This is a genomic window from Actinorhabdospora filicis, from assembly GCF_030269765.1.
Lineage (GTDB): Bacteria > Actinomycetota > Actinomycetes > Mycobacteriales > Micromonosporaceae > Actinorhabdospora > Actinorhabdospora filicis.
On sequence record NZ_BSTX01000001.1, the window covers coordinates 1,604,135 to 1,628,009 of the forward strand.

Sequence of the window (23,875 nt, forward strand, 5' to 3'; positions counted from 1 at the left end):
CATGAGCACCATCACCGAGAGCGTCACCATCGCCGCCCCCGCGGGTGCCGCCTATGAGCGCTGGAACGAGTACGAGGCCCTGCCCCGGTTCGCCGACGGCGTCCTGAACGTCGAACGCCGCGGGGAGGACGTCACGCACTGGACGGTGTCGGTGGCCGGCGTGACCCGCGAGTTCGACGCCCGTGTCCTGGAGCGCATCCCCGGACGGCGCCTGACCTGGTGCTCCATCGACGGCCCCAAACACGCCGGGGCCATGGACTTCGAACCCCTCGACGAGCACACCACCCGCGTGACGGCCCGGGTGGAACTGGTGCCGGAGGGCTTCGCCGAGGCCGCCGCCGACCGCCTCGGCGTGATAAACCTCCGCGTCCGCCGCGACCTCCAGCAGTTCAAGCAGTACATGGAGGACGACACCGCTCCCCCGCCGAAGGCCTGGGACGAGCCCTGGCACGGATCGGCGATGTGATGGCCTACCTGGGATACGGCCTCACCGGCGAGGACTTCGCCCCCGGTGAGCTCCTCGACCAGGCCCGCCGCGCCGAGGACGCCGGTTTCACCGGCCTGCGCCTCACCGGCCGCGGCCCGTCCGCGTGGCCCATGACCGGCGCGATCTCACGCGTGTGCCGCCTGCCGGTCACCACCACCGTGACGTGCCCCGACGAGCGCCTCCACCCCGTGGCCCTCGCCCGGGCCGCGGCCACCTCGGCCGTCCTGCTCGGCAACCGCTTCGCCCTCGGCCTGGACCCCGCGCCGGGCAGGCCACCGGAGGAACTGGAGGAGGCCGTCGACCTCGTCCGGAAACTGTGGACGGGCAAACCCGTCGACCACCACGGCGAGTACTACACGGTGGAGAACGAGCGCCTGGAGACCCTGCCCGACCTGCCCTCGCCGCTGTACCTGTCCGGCACCGGGATGACGTCCATCGCGCTGGCCGGGCGCATCGCCGACGGCTTCATCTCGGCCGAACCCGAGGCCGAGACCCTGCGCCTGTTCCGCGAGTTCGGCGGCCAGGACAAGATCACCCAGGGCTTCTACCGCGTCTGCTGGGCACCCACCGAAGCCGAGGCCACCGCACTGGCCCACGCCTCCCACGACGCCACCCCCGTCCTCGTGTGCGGCCCCGACCCGGCCCGCCACCTGGCGGCGTTCCGGCGGTTCGCCGACGCCGGCTTCGACGAGGTCTTCGTGGCGAACATCGGGCCCTACCAGCGGGAGTTCTTCGAGCTGTACCGGACCGAGGTCATTCCCGGCACGAGGTGAGCGGAAGTACCGACGCCCCGCCGGTCCGGCGGGGCGTTCGTCACGCCTCCTCGTCCTTCCACCGCCCCATGTGCCGCTGCCACGACAGCCACGCCACGTCGGCCAGCGCCAGGATCGCCAGCCCCAGCAGCGGCCAGGCGAACCACGCCAGGCCGTTGGCCAGGGCCAGGACCCCCAGCGCGCCGCACAGGACCAGTCCGTAGACGGCCAGGTGGAAGCGCAGGCGGCGAGGAGCGGGTCGGGGATGCGCGCCTTCGGAACCTGGAACACCCTTCATGATCCCGGTATACCCCGAACCGGGCCGGGTGAACGGATTTCGGGGCGTATGGAAGCCGAGACGCACGGGCCCGGCGGGTTTGCCCCCGCCCCATCCGGGTATCCCCCCGTCTGGAGGTGGAAAGCATGACCGACACGCCACGACCGCCGCTCGCCGACTACCTCGACGACGCCGACTTCCCCGCCGACGCCAGGCGCGTCCGGGAGATGGCCGCCGCCAGCGGCGTGCCGCTGCCGATGCGCACCGAGCTGACACGGCTTCCCGACGCCCTCTACGCCGACGTGAACGAGGTGTGGACGGCGCTGGGGCACGGCGCGACCCGCCTGTGAGCGGGCGCCCGCCGTAGACCACAGGTGGAACCCGTAGCGCGCTCGGGCGGTGCCCTCCGGGTTCCCCTGTTCCCGCGGCGGGGCGGTCCTCCCCCCGGCCGTCCCGCCGCTCTCTCATGTGGAGGCGTCATGCCGAAGGTTCCGCACATGCCCTCCGACGTGACGTCCGAGGTGAGCGTCTTCGACCGCTTCGCGGCGGTCGCGGCGAGGTTCTTCGCCAAGCCGTGGTTCTTCGCCGTGTGCCTGCTGATCGTGCTGTTGTGGGCGCCTTCGATCGCGCTCATCGGCGATGTGGACACCTGGCAGCTCATCATCAACACCGGCACCACGATCATCACGTTCCTGATGGTGGCGCTGCTGCAGAACACCCAGACCCGGCAGGACGAGGCGACGCAGGACAAGCTGAACGCGATCGCCGAGATCCTGGCCGGCATGGCCAAGGCGCGTGGGGACGAGAAACTCGCCCACGACGTGGACGAGGTCCGGGCCGCCGTCGGCCTGGAGGACCGGGAGAGCGCCTGACATGGACACCGGCGAAAGCGAGGCCGACCGATGGAAACGCAATTACCACGAGCTCCTGCAGGAACTGCGGGTCGCGCAGACCGGCAACCAGATCCTGTTCGCGTTCCTGCTCACCGTCCCGTTCACCCAGGCCTTCGGCACTCTCGTGGCCTATCAGCGGGACGTCTACGTCGGGACGCTGCTGGCGACCGGCATCGCCACGGTCTTGATGATCACCCCGGTCGGGATGCACCGGGTGCTGTTCCGGCAGGGCGCCAAGCCGCAGATCGTGCGGCTGACCTCGAACCTGGCGCTGGCCGGTCTGTTCTTCGTCCTCGCCGCGATGAGCGGGGCGCTGTTCCTGGTCGTCGACATGGTCGTGGACCGTGTCTGGGCGGCGGCCCTGGCGGCGGTGGTGGTGGCCGTGGCGCTGGCCTTCTGGTTCGGCCTGCCCCTGTGGCTGCGCCACCGCGACCGCTGAACCGCCGCCGGGATCCGCACGGGTACTTATTACGGCGTGACGATCGCGAAGTTCGGATCCGGGAGCTCGATGACGCCGACCAGCCGCTCGATGAGCGAGGCGTCCCCGTCGAACTCCACTCCCTCCCGCTTCCCCGCCAGCAGTCCCAGCAGCCCGAGTTTCGTGGTCGTCACCCGCAGCCCCGCCTCGCCCCTCTTCGGGTCGGGTGTCTGCACGAGGACCCCGTTGGACAGCTCGGTGCGGACCTTCTCGCCGAGGTCGGTGAAGGTCCAGTCGATCACCGCCGTCTCACGCGCGGCCTTGACGCCGTCCACCCTGATCGCGACGCTGTCGAAGATCTGCTCGACGCTCAGGGCGGTGGCCATGTCGCCGCCGAGGTCGAAGGGGACCATGTCGACGCCGTCGCGCAGCTCCTTGGCCCCGGTCAGGTAGAAGTTGCGCCAGGTCCCGTTCTCGGCGCCGCGGCCCAGTTTCGTGTAGACCCCGGCCAGCGCCTCCTTCGCCTCGGCGCTGCCGGGCTCGGCGAAGACCGCCTGCTGCAGCAGCTGCGCGGCGAAGCGCAGGTCCCCCTCGTCGGCGTACCGCCGGGCGTGCCCGAGGACGCCGGGGACGCCGCCGAGGCAGTCGACGTACCGCTTGGCCGACTCCACCGTCGGGTGCGCCCACAGGTGCGCCGGGACGCCGTCGAACCAGCCCATGTACCGCTGGTAGACCGCCTTCACGTTGTGCGAGACGGACCCGTAGTAGCCGCGGGTGTTCCACGCGGTGTCCAGCCCCTCGGGCAGCTGGAACATCTCGGCGATCTCGACGCCGGTGTACCCCTGGTTCAGCAGCCGCAGGGTCTGGTCGTGGAGGTAGCCGTACATGTCGCGCTGCTCGCGCAGGAACGTCTCGCAGCGCTCCTCGTCCCAGGTCGGCCAGTGGTGCGAGGCGAACAGGACGTCGTAGCCGCCGGCGAACAGCTCGATGGCCTCGCCGAGGTAGCGCGACCACATGCGCGAGTCGCGCACCACGGCCCCGCGCAGGGTCAGGACATTGTGGAGGGTGTGGGTGGCGTTCTCGGCCATGCAGAGCGCCCGCAGGTCCGGGAACAGGAAGTTCATCTCGGCCGGGGCCTCGGTACCGGGGGTGAGCTGGAAGCTGATGCGCACGCCGTCGACGGTCTCAGTCTGCCCGGTGTGGGTGATGTCGACGGTCGGCGGGATCAGCGAGACGCGGCCGGTGGACGTGGCCAGGCCCAGCCCCATGCCGAGCTGCCCTTCGGGTCCGGGGCCGAGGGTCACGCCGTACATGAGGTTGGCGCGGCGGGCCATCGCCACGCCCGCGTAGACGTTCTCGGCGACCGCGTGCTCCATGAAGCCCACGGGGGCCAGGATCGGCACGTTCCCGTCGGTGACGCCCATGACGCCGCCGAAGTGGTCGACGTGGGAGTGGGTGTAGATGACGCCGGTGACCGGACGGTCGCCCCGGTGGGCGCGGTAGAGGCCGAGCGCGGCGGCGGCGGTCTCGCAGGAGATGAGCGGGTCGATGACGATGACGCCGGTGTCGCCCTCGACGAAGGTGATGTTGGAGAGGTCCAGGCCGCGGACCTGGTAGACGCGCTCGGTGACCTGGTAGAGCCCCTGCTTGGCGCACAGCCGCGCCTGCCGCCACAGGCTCGGGTGGGCCGTGGGGGGACAGTCGGCTTCGAGGAAGGCGTAGGCGTCGGAGTCCCAGATGACGCGCCCGTCCGGGGCCTTCACCACCCCCGGGGTGAGGGCGGCGATGAAGCCCCGGTCGGCGTCGTCGGAGTCGGTCCGGTCGGCGTAGTCGAGTGACGTCATGCCGACCAGTATTGATGAGGATTCGTCCGATTTTTAGGGAATAAGGAGGATTTTGCCGGTGGTCCGGCGGCCCTCCAGATCGGTGTGCGCGCGGGCGGCCTCGGCCAGCGGGTAGGTCGCCGACACGCGCACGGTGACGGTCCCGTCGGCCAGCCAGCCGAGCAGGTCGCCGACGCGCCCGAGCATCTCCTCGCGGTCAGCGACGTAGTGCTCCATGGTGGGCCGGGTCAGGAACAGCGAGCCCGACTTCGACAGCCGGATCGGGTCGAAGGGCGGGACGGCGCCGCTCGCGCCGCCGTAGAGCGCCATCATCCCGCGCGGCCGCAGCGCGGTCAGGCCCTCGTCGAAGGTGGTCCGGCCGACGCCGTCGTAGACGACGTGCGCCCCGGCGCCGCCGGAGAACGCGCGGACCTTCTCCGCGAAGCCCTCGTAGCCCACGACCTCGTCGGCCCCGGCCTCACGGGCCAGCTTCGCCTTCTCCTCGGTGGACACCGTGGCGATCACGCGCCCGCCGCGCAGCTTCACCAGCTGCGTGAGGATCTGCCCGACGCCCCCGGCGGCGGCGTGCACGACGGCCACGTCGCCCGGCTGGACCGGGTAGGTCGAGTGGGACAGGTAGTGCGCGGTGAGGCCCTGGAGCAGCGAGGCCGCCACCAGCGCGGGGTCCAGGCCGTCCGGGACGGGCAGGAGCCGGTCGGCGGGCACGGCCACCTTCTCGGCATAGCTGCCGAGGGTCTGCGTCCAGGCCACGCTCTGCCCGGCGGTGAAGCCGGTGACGCCCTCGCCGAGGGCCGCCACGACTCCGGCGCCCTCCTGCCCGGGTGTGAAGGGCATCGGCATCGGATAGCGGCCCTCGCGGTGATAGGTGTCGACGTAGTTGACGCCGACGGCCTTGACGTCCACCAGCACCTCTCCCGGACCCGGCACGGGATCGGGGACGTCGGTGTACTCCAGGCGGTCGGGTCCGCCGGTCTCACTGACCACGATGGCCTTCATGCGCGCTCCTTCGTCGGGTACGGCTTCCACCTTTCCCCAACCCGGGACCGAGCGCGGCTATTCTCGCGCGGTGCAGTTCAGTGTCAAGGATTACCGGCCCGACGGCGAGGACGCCGCGATCGCCGAGCAGGAGCGCCTGCGCGCCTTCCGCCGCGACGAGCCGCTGGCCCCGCCGCGGCTGGTGACCGGCGTCGACGTGTCCTACGACCCGGCGAGCGAGCGCCTGGTGGCCGCCGCGGTGACCGTCGACGTGTCCACATGGGACACCGTCGAGGAGGTCACCCGCTCCGGCACCGCGCGGTTCCCCTACATCCCGGGCCTGCTGGCCTTCCGCGAGCTGCCCACGCTCCTGGAGGCGCTGGCCGACCTGGAGACCGCGCCGGACCTGTTCGTCTGTGACGGGCACGGGCTGGCCCACCCGCGCGCGTTCGGGCTGGCCTGCCACCTCGGCGTCCTGCTGGACGTGCCGGCCATCGGCGTGGCCAAGAACGCGCCCTGGCCCACTGACGCCCCGGGCGAGGAGCGCGGCGACACCGCCCCGATCCTGCACGAGGGCGCGGAGGTGGGACGCGTCCTGCGCACGCGCACGTCCGTCAAGCCGGTCTACGTCTCCGTCGGGCACCGCGCGGACCTGGACGGCGCGTGCGCGGCGGTGCTGGAGCTGACGCGCGGCACGCGCCTGCCCGAGACCACCCGCCGCGCCGACGCGCTGAGCCGCAGGCTGCTCAAGGGGTGAGGCGGGCCAGGTGCCCGTTCTCCAGCGCGGTCCAGATCGCGCCGTCGGGAGCGACGGCCAGTCCGTGCGGCTCGGAGCCCGCCGTGAGCGGGTGGGTGGTGACCTCGCCGTCCACGGTGAGGTGGGCGAGCGCGTCGGCTCCCCACAGGCTGATCCACAGGCAGGTGCCGTCGGAGACGATGGCGTGCGGCTTGCTCCCCCGGTCGGGCAGCGGGATCTCGGTGACGGTGCCGTCGGCGTCCACCCGTCCGGCGATTCCGGCGAGCAGCGCGACGAACCAGGCCGCGCCGTCGGGCCCGATGGTGACGCCGACCGGCCCGGCGGACGCGGTGGGCAGCTCGAAGAGCTCGGCCTTTCCGTCGCGGACGCGGCCGACCGCGTTGGCCTGGTTGGCGGTGAACCAGGGGGTGCCGTCGGCGGCGACGGCGATCATGGACGGCATCGCGCCCTCGACGGGCAGCTCGACGACGTCCAGGACGCCGGTGGCGGGGTCGAGGGAGGCCACGGTGTTGGCCGCCATGCCCGTCACCCACAGTTTCCCGTCGGGGGCGGCGGCGAGCCCGAACACTCCGGCGGGCGCGTCGAAGGCGGTGACCTCGCCGGTGGACGGGTCGAGGCGGGCGAGCTTCGCCTTGCGCGACAGCGAGGCCCACACGCCGCCGTCGGCGCCGGTGACGATGATGCCGGGCATCGACTCGTCCCCGGTGGAGTAGGTGCGCGTCCGGCCGGTGGCGGGGTCGAAGTGCCCGATGGCGCCCTGGTGGACGAGGGTGAACCAGATGGTGCCGTCGGCGGCGGCGGTCAGCGCGTAGGGGCCCGCCTCGGGTCCGGAGACGAGATGTTCGCGGAGGGGCATTCGGTTCCTTTCGCCGTCTTCGGGTCGATCATGCCAGGCTGTGCAGGCCCCGCATGATCGTCATGCCCGCGTTCATCGCCTCGCGCACGGCGTCCTCGATCCCGTCGCCGCGTTCCAGGCAGATCATCATCGCCGCCTGGATCGCGCCGATGTAGCCACCGATGACGGCGGCGGCGGTGACCTCGGTGAGGACGTGCGGGTAGGCCTCGGCGAGCGCGGCGGCCAGGCGGCGCTGGCCGGAGTGCATGAGCTCCAGGGCCCGCGCGCGCAGCGCCGGTTCGCGGGCGATGAGGCCGAAGCGCGCCCGGCCGTCGGCGAGGTCGATGACCGATTCGTGGGAGGCGACCAGGCTGAGCGCGCGGTCGCAGATCCGTTGCAGCAGCTGGGGGACGGTCTCGTCGTCGCCGCGTTCGGCGATGACGGCGAGGGTGAGCTCCATGCGCTGGTGGAAGTCGGCGAAGGCGACGTCCTCTTTGGACGCGAAGTAGTTGAAGAAGGTCTTGGTGGAGACCTGCGCGGCGGCGGCGATCTCGGCCACGGTGGTGTCGGCGAAGCCTTTTTCAGTGAACAGGCGCAGCGCGGCGCGGGCGAGGGCGCGCCGGGTCAGCGCCTTCTTGCGGTCGCGCAGGCCCAGGTCGTCCGTCATGGCCACACCTTACACTCAAAGAATTTTTACACTGGTTGTAAATTTCTGCCGGGTGCGCTTAAGTGGACGAGTAGCCACCGTTTCGGCTCAAAGGAGCATGAGATGACACAGGCACCATCGGCCCCCAGGCTGCCCCTGGAGCGCCCGAACCCGTTCGACCCGCCGGTCAGGCTGGCCGAACTCCGCGAGAACGAGCCGATCAGCCGCCTGGCGTTCCCCGACGGCCACGTGGGCTGGCTGGTGACCGGGTACCAGGAGGCCCGGGACGTCCTGCGGGACCCGCGCTTCAGCTCCCGCCAGGAGCTGCGCCACTTCCCGCTCGACCACGCGCTGGCCAATGAGCCCATGGAACCCGCGCGCCCGGGGATGTTCATCCGCATGGACGCCCCCGAGCACGGGCGGCTGCGCAGGCTGCTCACCGGGCAGTTCACCGTCAAGCGCATGAAGGCCCTCGAACCGCGCATCCAGGGCTTCGTCGACCGGGCCCTCGACGAGCTGGAGGCCGACGGGCCGGGCGCCGACCTGGTGGCGCGCTTCGCGCTGCCGGTGCCGTCGCTGGTGATCTGCGAGCTGCTCGGCGTCCCCTACGAGGACCGGGCGCGCTTCCAGCAGAACTCCAGGACGATCATGAGCCTCGACTCCAGCCGCGAGGACATCATGGGCGCCTTCGAGTCCATGGGCCAGTTCCTGCACGACCTGGTGATGTCCAAGATCGCCGAACCCACCGACGACATCCTCGGCGGGCTGGCCGCCACCGGCGAGCTGACCGCCGAGGAGATGACCAACATCGCGTTCCTGCTGCTGGTGGCCGGGCACGAGACCACGGCGAACATGCTCGGGCTGGGCACCTTCGCGCTCCTCCGGCATCCCGGCGAGCTGGCGCGCTTCCGGGCCGAGCCCGAGATCGCCGAGGCTGCGGTGGAGGAGCTGCTGCGGTACCTGTCGATCATCCACGTCGGCATGACCCGCACCGCCCTGGAGGACCTCGACCTGCACGGCACCCTCGTCAAGGCCGGGGAGTGCGTGATCCTGTCGGTGTCGGCCGGCAACCGCGATCCCGAGCGCTTCGAGAATCCCGACGAGCTGGACCTGGCGCGGCCGCACGGCACCGGGCACCTGTCCTTCGGGCACGGCGTCCACCAGTGCCTGGGCCAGCAGCTCGCCCGGGTCGAGATGCGCATCGGGCTGACCACGCTCGTCGAGCGCTTCCCGAACCTGCGGCTGGCGGTGGCACCCGAGGACGTGCCGACCAAGACCAACGCGATCATCTACGGCGTCCACTCGCTCAAGGTGGCGTGGTGAACGTCGAGGCCGACCGGGAGCGCTGCTGCGGTTCCGGGATGTGCGCGCTGACCGCGCCGGACGTCTTCGACCAGGACGCGGAGACCGGCTACGTGCTGGTCCTGCTCCCCGAACCGCCCCGGGAGTGGCACGACGACGTGCGCTCGGCCGCCGGGGTCTGCCCCTCGGGGGCGATCACCGTCCGGGAATGAGCGAACGGGCGGGCCGCCGTCGCCATCCTCGGCGAACCGCGGCCCGCCCCGCTACCGTCGGGACATGACCCGTCCCAACCTGCTGCTCATCACCGCCGACCAGTGGCGCGGCGACTGCCTCTCCGGCGCGGGTCACCCGGTGGTCCGCACCCCCTACCTGGACGAGCTGGCCGCCCGCGGCGCCCGCTTCGACCGCGCCTACAGCGCCACCCCCTCCTGCATCCCCGCCCGCGCCGCCCTCCACACCGGCCTCTCCCAGCGCAACCACGGCCGCGTCGGCTACCGGGACGGCGTCCCCTGGACCTACCCCGGCACCCTCGCCTCGACCCTGGGCCGCGCCGGCTACCAGACCCGCGCGATCGGCAAGATGCACGTCCACCCCGAGCGCAACCGCATCGGCTTCGACGAGGTCGTCCTCCACGACGGCTACCTCCACTTCGCCCGCGACCGCCGCCGCGATCCCCGCCTCCACGACGACTACCGCGCCTGGCTGGCCCGCCGCACCGGCAACCCCGCCGCCGACGAGGCCTCCCTCGGCCTCCAGTGCAACTCCGTGGTCGCCCGCCCCTGGCCCTGGGCGGAAGAGCTGCACCCCACCAACTGGGTGGTGAGCGAGGCGATCGACTTCCTATACCGCCGCGACACCACCACGCCGTTCTTCCTCAACCTGTCCTTCCACCGCCCCCACCCGCCCTACGACCCACCCGCCTGGGCCTTCGAGCAGTACCTCGCCGCCCCCGGCACCACTCCCCCCATGGGCGACTGGACGTCCGCCTTCGAACCCTGGCGCGACGACACCCGCGCCGACGCCAACATCGCCCGCTACGACGAACTCACCACCCACCGCGCCCGCGCCGGCTACTTCGGCCACATGTCCCACATCGACACCCAGCTCAACTACTTCTTGCAGACCCTCGCCGAATTCGGCGAACTGGACAACACCTGGATCTGCTTCACCTCCGACCACGGCGAAATGCTCGGCGACCACGGCATGTGGCGCAAGGCCTACCCCTACGAGGGCTCCGCCCGCGTCCCCCTCATCCTGGCCGGCCCCGGCCTCCCCGGCCACGTCGTATCGGAAGCCGTCGTCGAACTCCGCGACATCATGCCCACCCTCCTCGACGCCGCCGGGATCCAAGACGTACCCACAATGGACGGCCACTCCCTCCTCCCCCTGGCCGCAACCCCATCGGGCAACGCCGCCCCACCCGTCCGCGACCACCTCCACGGCGAGCACGTCCTCTTCGGACAGTCGATGCACTGGATCACCGACCACCGCTACAAATACGTGTGGCTCTCCGCCGAGGGAATCGAACAACTCTTCGACCTCCACGCCGACCCCGAAGAAGCCCGGGACCTCTCGGCCGACCACGACCACCAACCCGAACTGGCCAGACAACGCGCCAGACTGGTGAATTCCCTCGCAGGACGCCCCGAAGCCTTCGTCCACGACGGACTATTGGTTCCCGGACGCCCGGTCCGCACCGAACTAACTGTGACCGGCAGCGAATGACGAGTCGCGGAACACCGGCGGCAGCAGCAGATGACGAGTGACGCAAGACCAGCCCCGGACGCCGAGTGACGAGTGACGAAGGTCAGAGGTCAGGAGACAAACATGGACGCGGCCACCCTCCCCGTAGTCTTCGTTCACGGCATCCGCATCAGCGGCAGCGTCTGGGGCCCCGTCGCCGCCATAGTCGGCCGCGACAGACCCGTCGCCACCCCCGACCTCCCCGGCCACGGCACCCACCGCGACCAGAAGTTCAATGTGGACGCCGCCGTCCAAGCAGTAGTCGACGCCATCGACGACCTCGGCGGCAAAGCACTCGTAGTAGGCCACTCCATGGGCGGCTACGTCTCCATAGCCACCGCAGCAGCCCACCCCGACCGCGTCCCCGGCCTCGTCGCCATGGGCTGCACCGCAACCCCCAAAGGACTACTGCTCAGCGCCTACCGCCTCGCCGCGAAAATGGCCTCCGCCAACGCAAGAAAGGCGGACCGCTTCAGCACCTGGGCCTTCAAAAAGACCCTCCCCCCGGAAATGGCCGCCGCCATAGTCGCCGGAGGCCTCGACTCCACCTCGATGCCACAAGTAGTGGACGCACTGTCCCAGCTGGACCCAAGAGCAGCCCTGGAGACCTACCCAGGACCCGTCACCCTGGTGAACGGCGCCAGAGACCCCTTCCGCGCGGAAGAGAAAGGCTTCCTGAAGGCATGCAAACGGGGCGAACTGGTAATCCTCCCGAAGCGCACGCACATCAGCTGCCTGGCGGACAGTGAAGTACTAGCGAAGATCACGGGACAGGCACTGAACAGGCTCTGAGCCGGGTAGGTGACTGGCTGGCTACGGGGTCAAAACCCGGGCACGGACAAAAGCTCGTCGTTTTAGACCCGGGCAAACCGACTGGCGGGCAACGGGGTCAAAACCCGGGTGGGGACAAAAGCTCGTTGTAGTAGAGCCGCACCGAGACGGCCCGCAAGACGCAAGACAACACGACCCCGCGACCAGATCCGCTGAAGCTGTCTCGGGATAGGAGAGGATCCTCCCTCGGTCGGCCGGATGGTTCTTCGAACGAGGGTTCTCGGGGTGTCAAGACACGCACTACCGTCTTGACACCCCGAGGTTCATCGTTCACCGTCGCAAAGGCCGAACGCGGGTGGAGCCTCCCGAGAGAGGTCCGGCGTCCAGGGGCCGCACCCCTGGTCGGGTCCCAGGGCTGAAAGCCCTGACCAGACGGCGACCGTGACATAGCGCCAATGTGGCGAATAGAAGATGGTCGATCCGTGGGGTGGGCAGGAAGTGCGGGGAGACGGGCTCGGGCTGAGGCTGATGGGACGCCGGGCGACGCGTGCTAGCGAAACTGGCCGGGCTGGGACTGGGACTGCGGCTGGGGCCCAGACCCCCCCAAGCAACGAAACCCCCGACCAAAGCCGGGGGCAACGCTGCCTGACCTCAATTCAGGCCGTCCGGACCGAAGTCCACACTGGACTATCCCACGCCCCCACCTCCCCCTTCAAGCCCGACCACCCACCGCCGGAAGCGGCAGCGCGGCCCCAGGAGTCGCCGGGCACCACCCCGGCCAGGGCTGAAGAAGGAGAGAAGCGCGAAACAGACCTACTTGGGCTCCAACTTCCCCGTCAGCAGCGACAGGATCACGAAGTTGTCGGCGTACATCGCGTTCTTCACCACCGGGTCCGAGTCCGCCGGGAACGCCTTCACCCGGTCGCCCTCAAGCGCGGGGTTGTTACCGAACCGCTCGAACAGCGGCACCATCGGCAGCAGCTCGTTGAACACGAGCGCGGCCTTGGTGACGTTCGCCTTCTGCTCGGCCTCGTCGAGTCCGGCTCCGGCGTTGTTGACGATCTCGGTGAGGTCGACGTCGCCGTACAGCTCCGACTTCGTCTTCAGCTCGAAGGCCATGCCCTTGCCGCCCTGGTTCTTGGCGACGGGGATGTTGTGGGTGAACAGGTCGGCGACGAACGAGAAGTGCGGGTGCGGGTGCTGCGAGGCGCCCCACGACTGGATGGCCAGCGAGAACTCGCCCTTGTCGATGTCGATCGGCGCCTGGGTGTAGGTGACGCCGCGGGGCGTGACCTTGATGCCGACGGTGGTGAGCTGCTCGGCGACGTTGGTGCCGGCGGCCGACCAGTCGGCGAACTCCGAGGGGAACTGGATCTCGTACTCGGCGGGCTTGCCCTCCTTGGTCTTCCAGGAGTCGCCCTCCTTCTTCCACCCGGCCTTGCCGAGGAGTTCCTCGACCTTGGCCTTGTCGAAGGCGTACTTGTTCAGCTTGCCCTTGTCCTCGGGGGTGAGCCAGCCGTCGATGGACGCGTCGGCGAACCCGGCCATGAACTCCACGCCCTTGCCGGAGTCGCCCAGCGCGACCTTGCCGGTGACGGCGCGGTCGATGGCGTGCGCGAAGGCCCGGCGGACGTTGACGTCCTTGAACTCGGGGTGCTTGTCGAGGTTGAACAGCAGGGCCGGGCCGGAGTAGTTCGGCGGCCGGATGATCCGGAAGCCGGCGTCCTTGAAGGCCTGCTCGGACGCGACGGGGAAGCCGTGCGTGGCGTAGTCGACGGCCTTCTGCTGCACCAGCGGCGTGACCGCGGGGGTCTCACCGTTGTAGAGGACGACCTTGTCGAACTTGACGTTGGCCGCGCCGTAGCCGGACGCGTTCTTCACCAGCGTCAGCTGCGAGTCGGAGATCGTGCCGTAGTCCAGGTCGAAGGGACCCGAGACGATGAACTTCTCCGGGCGGAAGGCCTGGAAGTCCTTGCCGAGGGTGACGCCCTCGTCGGAGTTCATGTCCTTACCGGCGGCGCGCAGGTCGGCGGCCTTCTTCGCCCATTCGCCGAAGACCGTCGTGGACACGATGTTGGAGCGCAGGAGGTAGCGCTCGGCGACCGTGGACGGCTTGTGCATGACGATGGTGAAGGTTTGCGGGTCGGGCGCGTCGATCTTCTCCACGAAGTTCCACAGCGGCGAACGCAGCAGCCACTGCAGGTTGAACGTGGTGACGTAGTCGGCGGACGTGATGTCCTTGCCGTCGCTCCACTTCAGGCCCTGCTTGATCTTGACCGTGTAGGACTTGGTCGCCGGGTCGGCGGTGTGCGACTCGGCCAGCAGGTACTCCCAGCGCTTGTCGGCCCAGTAGTAGTAGGCCGACGGGAGGCACAGGAGGTCGCCGTAGGGACCGTCGGCGATGATGCGCGTCGGGACGCCCGCGAACGGGTTTCCGGCGTTGTTGAAGTGCCCCTCGGGGGCCTTCTTGTAGGGCCACGCCCCGTGGAACTCCTTGCTGGAGCCACCTTCCGGCTCGGCCGGGGAGCAGGCGGCGAGGGCGGAGACGCCGACCGCGCCGACGGCGCCGACGCCCGCCAGCTGGAACAGCCTTCTCCTAGAGAGATCGAAATCCTGGGTGGTCACTGGTCCTCCTTGTGAGGCGTTTGCCGTCGGGAACGACGAACGAGAAAGATCGCGATGGCGCCGAGGGTCAACCCCAGGCCCAGGGAGAACACGGTGATGATCTGCTCCGCCGTACCGGGCTTGACCAGCAGGAGCATCAGCAGCGACCCGGCGACCAGGAAGGCCGCCAGATTCAGCACCGCGCGCGAGACGACCGGGGTCACTCGGTCTCCTCGCCGTCCCTCGGCTGGGGTATCACCGGGGTGGATCCCGCCTGGACGGCGGGACCCGGGACGGATCCCGCCTGGGCGGTGGGTTCCGGGACGGATCCCGCCTGGGCGGTGGGTTCCGGGACGGTTCCCGCCTCAGCGGTGGGTTCCGGGGTGGTGGCTGCGCGCCCGACCACGTGGCAGGAGACCTCGCGGCCGGCGTCCAGGCCCTGGAGTTCGGGCCTGTGCGCATCGCAGGTGTCGGCTTCGAAGAGCGGGCACCGGGGATGGAACGAACAGCCGGTCGGCAGCATCGCCAGGCTCGGGATCTCCGAGCTTCGCAGGCCGCCACCGGCCTTCTTGGTGCGGGTCAGGTCGGGGTCGGGTTCGGGGACCGCGTCCAGCAGCGCCTTGGTGTAGGGGTGCTGGGGGTTGTTGATGACCTGCGGTGTGGGCCCGAACTCGACGACCCGGCCCAGGTACATGACGGCGATCCTGCCCTGCCAGCCGAAGTACTTCGCGATGGCCAGATCGTGGGTGATGAACAGGAAGCCCACGTTCAGTTCGTCGCGCAGCCTGCCGAGCATGTTCAGCATGCCGATGCGGATCGACACGTCCAGCATGGACGTCGACTCGTCGGCGATGATGAGCTTCGGATCCAGGGTGAGGGCCCGCGCCACCGAGACCCGCTGCCGCTGTCCACCGGACAGCTGATGCGGGAACTTCGGCAGGTAGGCCTCCGCCGGGGTCAGGTCCACCTGCTCCAGGAGAGCGGCGGCCTTGTCCCAGCCTTCCTTGCGGTTCCTGGCGACACCGTGCTTGCGCAGCGGGGACGCCAGAGTCTTGTGGATGTCGCGGATCGGGTTCAGCGACGCGTACGGGTCCTGGTGCACGTACTGGACGGCCGTGCGGTACTCGGCGAACTCCGATTTCGACATGGACCAGATGTCGCGCCCCTGGAACTCCACGGTCCCGGCGGTCGGCTTGGCCAGTCCGGCGGCCATGCGGGCGGTGGTGGTCTTGCCGCAGCCGGACTCGCCGACCAGGCAGAGCACCTCGCCGGGGCCGACCGACAGGGACACGTCGTCGACGGCCTTCAGGTCGCCCTTCTTGCTGCCGAAGGTCTGCGAGACGTTCCGCAGCGTGATCAGCGGCTCAGACACGCTCCACCACCTTGCGCTCGTACTTCACGTCCTGCCAGCGGATGCAGGCGGCGGTGTGGGCGGTGCCCCGGGGCCGCTCCTCGATGGTGTCGAGCTCCGGATCGCCCGTCAGGCAGGCGTCCTGGACGTACGGACACCGCGGGGCGAACTTGCAGCCCTCCGGGAGGTTCGCCAGACTCGGCGGCGCGCCCGGGATCGAGGCCAGCTCCGGCAGGTCCCCGACCACCGGCGGCACGGCCTTGATCAGGCCGACGGTGTAGGGATGCCGTGGGCCGTAGAAGATGTCGCGCGCGGTGCCGGTCTCGATGATCTTCCCGGCGTACATCGTCGCGACCCGGTCGGCCAGTTCGGCGGCGATCGCCAGGTCGTGGGAGATGAACACCATGGCGAACTTGCGCTCGGCGCGCAGCTCGTGCAGGACGTCCACGATGGCGCGCTGGGTGAGGATGTCCAGCGCGGTGGTCGGCTCGTCCAGGATCAGCAGCTTGGGGTCCAGCAGCAGGCTCATCGCGATGAGCACGCGCTGCTTCATGCCGCCCGACAGCTCGTGCGGGTACGACGGCAGGACCCGGTTGGGTTCCAGCCGGACCGCGCGCAGCAGCTCCGCCGAGCGCTCCCAGATCTCCTTCTTGGACGGCTTGCGCTCACCGTCGGGGTGGGCCTTGATCGTGTCGGCCATCTGGTCGATGACGCGCAGGACCGGGTTGAAGGAGTTCATCGCGCCCTGGAAGACCATCGCGGCCTCCCGCCAGCGCCAGTCGCGCAGCTCGCGCTTCTTCAGCGCCAGCACGTCCACTGTGGAGCCGTCGCGGCCCCGGTAGGTGACGGTGCCGCGCGGCACGCTGCCCAGGCGCGGCAGCAGCCGCAGCAGGCCGAGTCCCAGCGTGGTCTTGCCGCAGCCGCTCTCGCCGACCAGGGCGAGGGACTGGTCGGGGTAGAGGTCGAAGTCGACGCCTCGCACGGCCTCGACGGTCTTGCCCGCGCCGGTCTTGTAGGCCACGGCCAGGTCGCGGACCGACAGGATCGGCTCGTCCGGCGGGTCTTGGATCGCCAAGGTCACCACACCCTTCTTCTGTTCGCGCGCAGTCGCACGGTCCACCACTTACTTGTCGCGCAGGCGCGGGTTGAGGATCTCCTCCAGGGAGCGGGTCAGCATGATCAGACCGAGCTGGAGGAGGGCGATCATGGCGATCGGGGCGAGGATGTAGGGCATCGCCTTGGGCAGGAACATCGCGCCGCCGATCCAGGCGTTGTTGATCATGATCCCCCAGTTGGCGCCCGCCAGCGGCGCGAGGCCGAGGACGTAGAGGCCGACGAGGGCGTAGATCGCGTTGGTGACGGCGATGATGAAGTTGATGAGGATGTAGCTGGCCATGTTCGGCACGATCTCGCCGAACACGATCCGGCCGGTGCCCATGTCCAGCAGCTTGGCGGCCTCGACGAACTCGCGTTCCTTCAGCGACAGCGCCTGCGCCCGGATCGACCGCATCAGCACCGGCCAGGTCAGGCCGCCGATGATGAGGGCGAGGTAGAGCGGGCTGTTCAGGCTGAAGAAGGCGCCGAGCACCGCCAGCAGCACGATTTGCGGGATCGTCATGACGATGTCGGTGAGCTGGAGCATGATCGCGTCGAAGCGCCCGCGGATGTAGGCCGACAGCGAGCCGATCGCCACCGCGATGACGGTGGTGATGGCCGCGGCCAGGAAGCCCACGAAGATGACCGTCTGTCCACCCAGGACGATCTGCTTCAGGGTGTCCTTGCCCGAGCCGTCGGTGCCCAGCCAGTGCGCGCCCGAGGGGCCCTGCCAGATCTGGTCGGTGTTCGCCTTGGTGTCGGCCTCGATGAACAGCGGCGCCACGATGGACATGCCGACGATCAGGAACACGATCACGAAACCGGCGAACCCGGCCTTGCTGCGGGTCAGCTCGCGCAGGAACCCGCGGAACGCGCCTTGCGCCCCGGCGGGCGTGGCGGCGATGGTCGCCTGGGCCACCTCAGTCCTCCTTCTCACCGGTGCGGATGCGCGGGTCGAGCACGCTGTACACGAGGTCGGAGATCAGGTTGGCCGCGACGACGGTGATGGTCACGACCAGCAGCACGCCCTGGATGACGGGGTAGTCGCGGGCGGCCACCGAGTCGAACAGGGTGATCCCGATGCCCTCGTAGCGGAAGACCGACTCCACGAAGATCGCGCCGCCCACCACGAAGCCGGCGGCGGTGGCGATCTGCGCCACCAGCGGCAGGACCGCGTTGCGGCCCACGTAGGCGGTGCGGATGCGCCCGTCCGACAGGCCGCGAGCGCGGGCGACCATGACGTAGTCCTCGCCGAGGACCTGTGTCGTGGAGGACTTCATGATCAGCGCCCAGGTGCCCACCGTGGTGAGGACGTAGGTGAGGATCGGCAGGCTCGCGTGATAGAAGGCGTCCTGGAAGAAGCGCGCGGAGAACTCCGGGTGGATGCCCGGCGAGAGGTTCCCGCGGATGGTGGCGTAGTCGATGATCCCGAGGTTCACCGCGCCGAAGACCACGATCATCAGCGCCATCAGGTAGTTCGGGATGGCGTGCAGCAGCGAGCCGAGCCCGGAGATGGCGTGGTCGAGGAACCCGCCGCGCCGGTAGGCCATCAGCATGCCCAGCACCAGGCCGACGCCGACGGCGATCAGCAGCGCGATGCCGACGGTGAACAGCGTCCACGGCAGGTGCGAGGCGATCTTGTCGGTGACGCTGGTGCCCGGCGAGAGGATCGACATGCCGAAGTCGCCGTGCGTCATCCCGGCCAGATAGTCCAGGTACTGCTGCCACAGGGGCGTCTTCGGGTCGAAGCTGAACATCGCCGCCGCTTGCGCGGCCGCGGCGTCGTAGGACATGCCGTACTCGGAGATCTGCTTGTTGATGTAGACGTCCACCGGGTTGCCCGGCAGCAGCCGCACCATGAAGAAGACACCGGTGGCGACCAGCCACACGATGAAGATCGCCCGCAGGATGCGGCGGAGCACATAGCTGCGCCATATCCGCGATAGGACTGACCGGCCGTTCCCGGGTCCCGCCGACTTGGCGGTGACACCGGGAGCGGCGGGGCTGACGGATGCCACGCAGCTCCTCCCCAAGATCGACAATGATCGATGGATCCGGGGTGAGGCAGCTCACTCCCGGCGCGATGTGCGTTGGAGCGTAACGGCTGCGCGTTGTTGCGCGCTAGGAGCTGTATCGAATCGTTATCTTCCAAAGCGGTACATGATCGTCAACAGAGAGTGACGAACAGTCCACTTCGGAGGCACGATTCGGTTTCCTTTCCAGGTAAGGAATCTAGCGTGCTCACAGGGGTTAACGGAGTCTTGCCGACCCCGTAAATGAACTGTTAAGAAGGTGTGCTAGTACTTAACGGTCTGTAGTGCGCACGCCGAATGCGCGAAACTCAGCCGCGCGCGCTTCGCCGCCGCTCGACCGCGCGCCGCACCCGGGCCGCCAGAACCGAGGCGAACACGCCGACGAACACGACATTGAAGATCATGTTCACGGTCACCAGCCCCCGCGCGACCTGCCCGGCGGCGTGCACGTCCCCGAAACCGACCGTCGCCATCGTCGTGACGGTGAAGTAGAGCGCGTCGGTGCGCGTGGAGAGGCCCGCGAACTGTCCCGGCTGCGAGCGGGCGAGCGCGTAGTACGTGAAGGCGAAAACGAACACCGTCAGTGACACCAGGTAGAAGAGCGACTCCAGCCGGACCGTGGTGTCCTCCGAGGCTCTCGCCTGGGCCTTTATCTGCCGGACGAACAGGACGGCGAGTCCCGCCAGGATGAGGACCGATCCGATGCCGCGCAGCAGCGGCAGCGCGTCCGAAGGGTGGGACGGGAGAAGGTAGTAGGCGGCGAGCATCGCCGCGAGCACCACACAGGTCCGCAGGCGCATGACGGCTCCCCTCGACGTCCTCAGGGGATGTCTACCACCGCTTTCGCCGCGAACCGGGCGATTTCTCCTAGGCCGTGCCCGCCGCGCGTCCCGCCACGCGCCCGGAGAAGATGCAGCCGCCGAGGAAGGTGCCCTCCAGCGAGCGGTACCCGTGCAGTCCGCCGCCGCCGAAACCGGCGGCCTCACCGGCGGCGTACAGGCCCGGGACCGGCTGTCCGTCGTGTCCCAGGACCCGGCCGGACAGGTCGCATTCGAGGCCGCCGAGGGTCTTGCGGGTGAGGATGTTCAGGCGCACCGCGATCAGCGGCCCGGCCTTCGGGTCGAGCAGCCGGTGCGGCGAGGCGACCCGGACGAGCTTGTCGCCGCGGTACCTGCGCGCGCCCCGGATCGCGGTGACCTGGAGGTCCTTGGTGAACGCGTTCCGGATCTCCCGGTCGCGGGACTCGACCTGGTGGCGGACGACGGCGGCGTCCAGCGGGGTGTCCGGCGTCAGCTTGTTCATGCCCGCGACCAGCTCGTCGAGGGTCGCGGCGACCACGAAGTCCACGCCGTTCTGTTTGAAGGCCTCGACGGGCCCGGGCGCGCCGGGCAGGACCCGCTTGAGGACCTGCCGGACGCTCTTGCCGGTGAGGTCGGGGTTCTGCTCGGAGCCGGAGAGCGCGAACTCCTTCTCGATGATCTTCTGCGTCAGCACGAACCACGTGTGCTCGTGGCCGGTGCGCATGATGTGCTCCAGCGTCCCGAGGGTGTCGAAGCCCGGGAACAGCGGCACCGGCAGGCGCTTGCCGGTGGCGTCCAGCCACAGAGAAGAAGGTCCGGGCAGGATGCGGATGCCGTGCGACTTCCAGATCGGCGCCCAGTTCTCGATGCCCTCGGTGTAGTGCCACATGCGGTCGCGGTTGATGAGCCGCCCGCCGGCCGCCTCGGCGATGCCGAGCATCCGCCCGTCCACGTGCTCCGGGACGCCCGAGAGCAGCTTCCTCGGGGGCGTGCCCAGCCGCTCGGGCCAGTTGGCGCGCACCAGCTCGGGGTTGCCGCCGATACCGCCGGAGGTGACGACGACGGCCTGCGCGGAGTACTCGAAGTCCCCCGCCACGACCCGCGAGGACGCCTCGCCCCGCTTGACATTGGACGGCTCCAGCACCGCCCCGCGCACACCCGTCACCACCCCGCCGGTCACCACCAGCTCGTCGACGCGGTGCCGGAACGCCAGCCGCACCAGCCCCTTCTCCGCCGCCTCGCGCACCCGCCGCTCGAACGGCGCCACGACCCCCGGCCCCGTGCCCCACGTGACGTGGAAGCGCGGCACCGAGTTCCCGTGCCCGTCGGCGAGGTACCCGCCCCGCTCGGCCCAGCCCACCACCGGGAAGAAGCGGACGCCCTGCGCGTGCAGCCACGCGCGCTTCTCACCCGAGGCGAAGTCGACGTAGGCCTCGGCCCACTTGCGCGGCCAGGCGTCCTCGTCCCGGTCGAAACCGGCCGAGCCGAGCCAGTCCTGCCAGGCCAGGTCGCGGCTATCCTTCACCCCCATGCGGCGCTGCTCCGGCGAGTCCACCAGGAACAGCCCACCGAACGACCACCACGCCTGCCCGCCGAGCGAGCCCTCCGGCTCCTGGTCCAGCAGCAGCACCCGTTTCCCGGCGTCCGCGAGCTCCGCCGTCGCGACCAGCCCCGCCAGTCCCGCGCCGACCACGATGACGTCGGTGTCCATGCCGCCTCCCAAGTCGTGTTCGCAGAGGTTTACCACAGCCGCGCCCAAGCCACCAGCCATTCAGGAGCCTCGATGATCGCGCTCGTCCGCCGCCCCGGCCCCCGCCTCACCGAAGGCCTCGTCACCCACATCGAACGCGTACCGGTGTCCTCGGAGGCGGCCCTCGCCCAATGGGACGCCTACGTCACCGCCCTCACCGAGAACGGCTGGCGCTGCCTGGAGGTCCTACCCGCCGACGACCACCCCGACGCCGTGTTCATCGAGGACACCGTCGTCATGTGGCGCAACGCCGCCGTCCTCACCCGCCCCGGCGCCCCCGAACGCCGCGGCGAAGTCGACGCCGTCGAATCCCACCTCGCCGACCTCGGCTGCTTCACCCTGCGCGTCCAAGCACCCGGCACCCTCGACGGCGGCGACGTCCTCAAGATCGGCGACACCGTCTACGTCGGCCGCGGCGGCCGCACCAACGCCGCCGGCATCGCCCAGCTCCGCGCCGCCCTCACCCCCCTCGGCGCCCGCGTCGTCGCCGTGCCCGTGACCCGCGTCCTGCACCTCAAGTCCGCCGTCACCGCCCTCCCCGACGGCACCGTCATCGGCCACCCACCTCTCGTCGACGACCCCGGCCTCTTCCCGAGCTTCCTCCCCGTCCCCGAAGAAAGCGGCGCCCACGTCGTCGACCTCGGCTCCGGCCGCCTCCTCATCGCCACTAGCGCCCCCCGCACCACAACCCTCCTCGCCGACCTCGGCTGGCACCCCGTCCCCGTCGACATCGGCGAGTTCGAGAAGCTCGAAGGCTGCGTGACATGCCTGTCAGTCCGCCTCCGGGGGACGTACCCGAACCCCCACCGAGCGGGCCGTTAGACTGGCCGCGCGCCCTCGTAGCTCAGGGGATAGAGCGTCGGTTTCCTAAACCGTGCGTCGCAGGTTCGAATCCTGCCGGGGGCACGTGCGTAACCGCAGGTCAACGGCCTGCGGTTTCTTCATGTCGGGCCACGGGTGGGCCACCGTGGTGCCGTGCGTGGTGCGAACGTTTCTAGCGTTGAACCCATGGCACCACGCAAGGCCGCTCCGAAGCGCGAGCGGGGCAGCATCGAGACCCTCCCGAGCGGCTCGCTCCGGGTGAAGGTCTACGCGGGCCTGGACCCGTCACCAAGCGCCGGGTGTACCTGGATGAAGTAGTACCGCCCGGCCCCAAAGCCGCCCGCGAGGCCGAGAAGGTCCGCACCCGCCTGCTCAACCAGGTCGACGAACGGCGCCACCCGCGCACCCGGGCGACCATCACGCTGATGCTGGAGCGGTACTTCGAGGACTTCCGCGGCAAGGTCCTCACCCTCAAGAACTACCGCGCCAAGGAACGCCGGCACATCCGTCCCCTCATCGGCCACGTGTCCGTCGGCGACATGGATGCCCACGCCTGGGACTCCTTCCACCGCGAGCTGCGCCGCTGCCGCGTCCACTGCGACGGCAAGAAGCGCATCGACCACCGCACCATCCGCCCCCACACCTGCGACCACCGCTGCCCCCCGCACCAGTGCCGCGGCCTCGCCGAGGGCTCCCTCCGGCAGATCATGACGATCCTCTCCGGCGCCTTCCGCGAGGCGATCCGCTGGAAATGGATCACCGTCAGCCCCATCGGCCAGGCCCGCTCCCTCGGCACCCCCGTCCCCAACCCACGCCCACCCAACGCCAACGACGCCGCCCGCATCCTGCGCGCCGCCTGGGAAGACGACCCCGACTGGGGAATGTTCGTGTGGATCTGCATGCGCACCGGCGAGCGCCGCGGCGAGGTCTGCGCTCTGAAACTCGACCTCCTGGACCTCGACGCCCACTCCCTCGGCGTCGACTCGTCCATCGCCCAGGACGGCGCCAGGACCTGGGAGAAGTCCACCAAGACCCACCAGAAGCGCCGCACCGCCCTCGACGACATCGACGTCGCCCTCCTGCGCGCCTACCTCGTCCACCGCGCCCGCAAGGCCGCCGCGCTCGGCGTCACCATCGCCGCTCACGGCCGCCTCTTCTCCCCCGACCCCGACCACGCCACCTGGTTCAAGCCCTCGACCGTCGGCCAGCGCTTCAAGCGCCTCTGCGACCGCCTCGGCATGAACGCCTCCCTCAAACGCCTCCGCGAGTACGCCGCCACCGAACTCATCGCCGCGGGCGTCGACATCCGCACCGTCGCCGGCCGCCTGGGCCACGGCGGCGGCGGGACGACCACGATGAAGACGTATGCGGCGTTCGTCGCCGAAGCCGACCAGCGCGCGGCAGCGCTGACCAGCCCGCGAGTCCCGGTCTCGGAGAGCTGGCTCCAGGAGCTCGTCGACGGCCAGGAGCGTTCCGCACTGCCAGAGGAACCGTCCGAGCCCTACGAGAAGATCGCCGTCGACCTGGCCGGAGCGATTCGGGCGGGGATCCTCACCAGCGGCTCCCGGCTGCCCTCCATGAAGGAGCTCGCGGCGCGCTACTTCGTCGCGCCCAGCACCGTCCACCGCGCCGTCGACGTGCTCAAACGCGACGGCCTGGTGGCGGCAAGACGCGGAGTTCCGGTCACCGTTCAGTAGACCCGCTCAAGGACTCCGCTCCC

At 69.9% G+C, this 23,875-nt stretch carries 26 protein-coding genes and 1 tRNA gene; 14 read left to right on the top strand and 13 right to left on the bottom strand.

Going from position 1 to position 23,875, the window contains the following annotated elements; translation table 11 throughout:
- Position 1 precedes the first annotated feature (1 nt).
- Positions 2-466, top strand: a complete 465-nt coding sequence (locus tag QSK10_RS07335; protein WP_285661844.1) for an SRPBCC family protein — start codon at positions 2-4, stop codon at positions 464-466.
- Positions 466-1,260 carry an LLM class flavin-dependent oxidoreductase gene (locus QSK10_RS07340; RefSeq protein WP_285661845.1) on the top strand — a complete coding sequence of 265 codons (795 nt, stop codon included), beginning with the start codon at positions 466-468 and terminating at the stop codon, positions 1,258-1,260. Before QSK10_RS07335 ends, QSK10_RS07340 begins: the two co-directional genes overlap by 1 nt.
- A gap of 40 nt (positions 1,261-1,300) precedes the next feature.
- Here the strand turns inward: QSK10_RS07340 and QSK10_RS07345 are convergent, their stop codons facing one another.
- On the bottom strand, positions 1,301-1,537 hold the full coding sequence (locus QSK10_RS07345) for a hypothetical protein (RefSeq protein WP_285661846.1): 237 nt from the start codon (positions 1,535-1,537) through the stop codon (positions 1,301-1,303).
- Positions 1,538-1,662: 125 nt separating this feature from the next.
- On the opposite strand from QSK10_RS07345, the gene QSK10_RS07350 reads away from it, so the two are divergent.
- The 3 genes from QSK10_RS07350 to QSK10_RS07360 all read left to right on the top strand — a co-directional run bounded on the left by QSK10_RS07350 (position 1,663) and on the right by QSK10_RS07360 (position 2,848).
- Complete coding sequence (locus QSK10_RS07350; RefSeq protein ID WP_285661847.1) at positions 1,663-1,866, top strand: DUF2795 domain-containing protein; 204 nt, start codon at positions 1,663-1,665, stop codon at positions 1,864-1,866.
- 129 nt (positions 1,867-1,995) lie between these two features.
- A complete protein-coding gene (locus tag QSK10_RS07355) occupies positions 1,996-2,388 on the top strand; it encodes a low affinity iron permease family protein (RefSeq protein ID WP_285661848.1) in 393 nt (130 codons plus the stop codon).
- 1 nt (position 2,389) lies between these two features.
- The gene (locus tag QSK10_RS07360; RefSeq protein WP_285661849.1) at positions 2,390-2,848 is read left to right on the top strand and encodes a DUF6328 family protein; all 459 of its coding nucleotides are present in this window, start codon (positions 2,390-2,392) and stop codon (positions 2,846-2,848) included.
- A 29-nt stretch (positions 2,849-2,877) separates the two neighbouring features.
- On the opposite strand, the gene QSK10_RS07365 is transcribed toward QSK10_RS07360, so the two are convergent.
- Both QSK10_RS07365 and QSK10_RS07370 read right to left on the bottom strand, forming a co-directional pair.
- Positions 2,878-4,671 (bottom strand): alkyl/aryl-sulfatase, encoded by a 1,794-nt coding sequence (locus QSK10_RS07365; RefSeq protein WP_285661850.1) that lies wholly within the window; start codon positions 4,669-4,671, stop codon positions 2,878-2,880.
- A 33-nt stretch (positions 4,672-4,704) separates the two neighbouring features.
- Positions 4,705-5,667, bottom strand: coding sequence for a quinone oxidoreductase family protein (locus QSK10_RS07370; RefSeq protein WP_285661851.1), 963 nt, complete (start codon positions 5,665-5,667; stop codon positions 4,705-4,707).
- 70 nt (positions 5,668-5,737) lie between these two features.
- Here QSK10_RS07370 and QSK10_RS07375 point away from each other — a divergent pair, with 70 nt between their 5' ends.
- Positions 5,738-6,403 (top strand): endonuclease V, encoded by a 666-nt coding sequence (locus QSK10_RS07375; protein ID WP_285661852.1) that lies wholly within the window; start codon positions 5,738-5,740, stop codon positions 6,401-6,403.
- Here the strand turns inward: QSK10_RS07375 and QSK10_RS07380 are convergent.
- Both QSK10_RS07380 and QSK10_RS07385 read right to left on the bottom strand, forming a co-directional pair.
- Complete coding sequence (locus QSK10_RS07380) at positions 6,393-7,259, bottom strand: Vgb family protein (RefSeq protein WP_285661853.1); 867 nt, start codon at positions 7,257-7,259, stop codon at positions 6,393-6,395. The genes QSK10_RS07375 and QSK10_RS07380 overlap by 11 nt on opposite strands.
- A gap of 28 nt (positions 7,260-7,287) precedes the next feature.
- Positions 7,288-7,905 (bottom strand): TetR/AcrR family transcriptional regulator, encoded by a 618-nt coding sequence (locus QSK10_RS07385; protein ID WP_285661854.1) that lies wholly within the window; start codon positions 7,903-7,905, stop codon positions 7,288-7,290.
- 102 nt (positions 7,906-8,007) lie between these two features.
- Here QSK10_RS07385 and QSK10_RS07390 point away from each other — a divergent pair, with 102 nt between their 5' ends.
- The 4 genes from QSK10_RS07390 (at position 8,008) to QSK10_RS07405 (ending at position 11,721) form a co-directional block, all read left to right on the top strand.
- Positions 8,008-9,207 (top strand): cytochrome P450, encoded by a 1,200-nt coding sequence (locus tag QSK10_RS07390; protein WP_285661855.1) that lies wholly within the window; start codon positions 8,008-8,010, stop codon positions 9,205-9,207.
- Positions 9,204-9,398, top strand: a complete 195-nt coding sequence (locus QSK10_RS07395; RefSeq protein WP_285661856.1) for a ferredoxin — start codon at positions 9,204-9,206, stop codon at positions 9,396-9,398. Before QSK10_RS07390 ends, QSK10_RS07395 begins: the two co-directional genes overlap by 4 nt.
- 64 nt (positions 9,399-9,462) lie before the next feature.
- On the top strand, positions 9,463-10,911 hold the full coding sequence (locus QSK10_RS07400; protein WP_285661857.1) for an arylsulfatase: 1,449 nt from the start codon (positions 9,463-9,465) through the stop codon (positions 10,909-10,911).
- Positions 10,912-11,013: 102 nt separating this feature from the next.
- Positions 11,014-11,721, top strand: coding sequence for an alpha/beta fold hydrolase (locus QSK10_RS07405; protein ID WP_285661858.1), 708 nt, complete (start codon positions 11,014-11,016; stop codon positions 11,719-11,721).
- A 792-nt stretch (positions 11,722-12,513) separates the two neighbouring features.
- Here QSK10_RS07405 and QSK10_RS07410 read toward each other — a convergent pair.
- From QSK10_RS07410 to QSK10_RS07445, 8 genes are all read right to left on the bottom strand, one after another.
- Positions 12,514-14,325: an ABC transporter substrate-binding protein gene (locus QSK10_RS07410; protein WP_285661859.1), complete on the bottom strand. Its 1,812-nt coding sequence runs from the start codon at positions 14,323-14,325 to the stop codon at positions 12,514-12,516.
- A complete protein-coding gene (locus QSK10_RS07415; protein ID WP_285661860.1) occupies positions 14,322-14,528 on the bottom strand; it encodes a hypothetical protein in 207 nt (68 codons plus the stop codon). Before QSK10_RS07415 ends, QSK10_RS07410 begins: the two co-directional genes overlap by 4 nt.
- Positions 14,525-15,676 (bottom strand): ABC transporter ATP-binding protein, encoded by a 1,152-nt coding sequence (locus QSK10_RS07420; protein ID WP_285661861.1) that lies wholly within the window; start codon positions 15,674-15,676, stop codon positions 14,525-14,527. Before QSK10_RS07420 ends, QSK10_RS07415 begins: the two co-directional genes overlap by 4 nt.
- Positions 15,669-16,736: an ABC transporter ATP-binding protein gene (locus QSK10_RS07425; RefSeq protein WP_285661862.1), complete on the bottom strand. Its 1,068-nt coding sequence runs from the start codon at positions 16,734-16,736 to the stop codon at positions 15,669-15,671. Before QSK10_RS07425 ends, QSK10_RS07420 begins: the two co-directional genes overlap by 8 nt.
- Positions 16,737-16,778: 42 nt before the next feature.
- Positions 16,779-17,669, bottom strand: a complete 891-nt coding sequence (locus QSK10_RS07430) for an ABC transporter permease (RefSeq protein ID WP_285661863.1) — start codon at positions 17,667-17,669, stop codon at positions 16,779-16,781.
- A 1-nt stretch (position 17,670) separates the two neighbouring features.
- On the bottom strand, positions 17,671-18,672 hold the full coding sequence (locus QSK10_RS07435; protein WP_285661864.1) for an ABC transporter permease: 1,002 nt from the start codon (positions 18,670-18,672) through the stop codon (positions 17,671-17,673).
- A gap of 419 nt (positions 18,673-19,091) precedes the next feature.
- Positions 19,092-19,583 (bottom strand): ion channel, encoded by a 492-nt coding sequence (locus QSK10_RS07440; RefSeq protein ID WP_285661865.1) that lies wholly within the window; start codon positions 19,581-19,583, stop codon positions 19,092-19,094.
- Between the two features lie 67 nt (positions 19,584-19,650).
- Positions 19,651-21,294, bottom strand: coding sequence for an FAD-binding dehydrogenase (locus QSK10_RS07445; protein WP_285661866.1), 1,644 nt, complete (start codon positions 21,292-21,294; stop codon positions 19,651-19,653).
- A 72-nt stretch (positions 21,295-21,366) separates the two neighbouring features.
- On the opposite strand from QSK10_RS07445, the gene ddaH reads away from it, so the two are divergent.
- The 4 genes from ddaH to QSK10_RS07465 all read left to right on the top strand — a co-directional run bounded on the left by ddaH (position 21,367) and on the right by QSK10_RS07465 (position 23,852).
- A complete protein-coding gene (gene ddaH, locus QSK10_RS07450) occupies positions 21,367-22,155 on the top strand; it encodes a dimethylargininase (RefSeq protein WP_285661867.1) in 789 nt (262 codons plus the stop codon).
- Between the two features lie 11 nt (positions 22,156-22,166).
- A tRNA-Arg gene (locus QSK10_RS07455) sits at positions 22,167-22,239 on the top strand.
- A 102-nt stretch (positions 22,240-22,341) separates the two neighbouring features.
- On the top strand, positions 22,342-22,473 hold the full coding sequence (locus QSK10_RS07460; protein ID WP_285661868.1) for a hypothetical protein: 132 nt from the start codon (positions 22,342-22,344) through the stop codon (positions 22,471-22,473).
- A complete protein-coding gene (locus QSK10_RS07465; protein WP_285661869.1) occupies positions 22,455-23,852 on the top strand; it encodes a tyrosine-type recombinase/integrase in 1,398 nt (465 codons plus the stop codon). The genes QSK10_RS07460 and QSK10_RS07465 overlap by 19 nt, the downstream gene beginning before the upstream one ends.
- Positions 23,853-23,875 lie beyond the last annotated feature (23 nt).

What these genes read in the sequence shown, in the direction of transcription:
- QSK10_RS07335 (WP_285661844.1), top strand. Translation starts at nt 2, where the DNA reads ATGAGCACCATCACCGAGAGCGTCACCATCGCCGCCCCCGCGGGTGCC.
- QSK10_RS07340 (WP_285661845.1), top strand. Translation starts at nt 466, where the DNA reads ATGGCCTACCTGGGATACGGCCTCACCGGCGAGGACTTCGCCCCCGGT.
- QSK10_RS07345 (WP_285661846.1), bottom strand. Translation starts at nt 1,537, where the DNA reads ATGAAGGGTGTTCCAGGTTCCGAAGGCGCGCATCCCCGACCCGCTCCT.
- QSK10_RS07350 (WP_285661847.1), top strand. Translation starts at nt 1,663, where the DNA reads ATGACCGACACGCCACGACCGCCGCTCGCCGACTACCTCGACGACGCC.
- QSK10_RS07355 (WP_285661848.1), top strand. Translation starts at nt 1,996, where the DNA reads ATGCCGAAGGTTCCGCACATGCCCTCCGACGTGACGTCCGAGGTGAGC.
- QSK10_RS07360 (WP_285661849.1), top strand. Translation starts at nt 2,390, where the DNA reads ATGGACACCGGCGAAAGCGAGGCCGACCGATGGAAACGCAATTACCAC.
- QSK10_RS07365 (WP_285661850.1), bottom strand. Translation starts at nt 4,671, where the DNA reads ATGACGTCACTCGACTACGCCGACCGGACCGACTCCGACGACGCCGAC.
- QSK10_RS07370 (WP_285661851.1), bottom strand. Translation starts at nt 5,667, where the DNA reads ATGAAGGCCATCGTGGTCAGTGAGACCGGCGGACCCGACCGCCTGGAG.
- QSK10_RS07380 (WP_285661853.1), bottom strand. Translation starts at nt 7,259, where the DNA reads ATGCCCCTCCGCGAACATCTCGTCTCCGGACCCGAGGCGGGCCCCTAC.
- QSK10_RS07385 (WP_285661854.1), bottom strand. Translation starts at nt 7,905, where the DNA reads ATGACGGACGACCTGGGCCTGCGCGACCGCAAGAAGGCGCTGACCCGG.
- QSK10_RS07390 (WP_285661855.1), top strand. Translation starts at nt 8,008, where the DNA reads ATGACACAGGCACCATCGGCCCCCAGGCTGCCCCTGGAGCGCCCGAAC.
- QSK10_RS07400 (WP_285661857.1), top strand. Translation starts at nt 9,463, where the DNA reads ATGACCCGTCCCAACCTGCTGCTCATCACCGCCGACCAGTGGCGCGGC.
- QSK10_RS07405 (WP_285661858.1), top strand. Translation starts at nt 11,014, where the DNA reads ATGGACGCGGCCACCCTCCCCGTAGTCTTCGTTCACGGCATCCGCATC.
- QSK10_RS07440 (WP_285661865.1), bottom strand. Translation starts at nt 19,583, where the DNA reads ATGCGCCTGCGGACCTGTGTGGTGCTCGCGGCGATGCTCGCCGCCTAC.
- QSK10_RS07445 (WP_285661866.1), bottom strand. Translation starts at nt 21,294, where the DNA reads ATGGACACCGACGTCATCGTGGTCGGCGCGGGACTGGCGGGGCTGGTC.
- ddaH (WP_285661867.1), top strand. Translation starts at nt 21,367, where the DNA reads ATGATCGCGCTCGTCCGCCGCCCCGGCCCCCGCCTCACCGAAGGCCTC.
- QSK10_RS07460 (WP_285661868.1), top strand. Translation starts at nt 22,342, where the DNA reads ATGGCACCACGCAAGGCCGCTCCGAAGCGCGAGCGGGGCAGCATCGAG.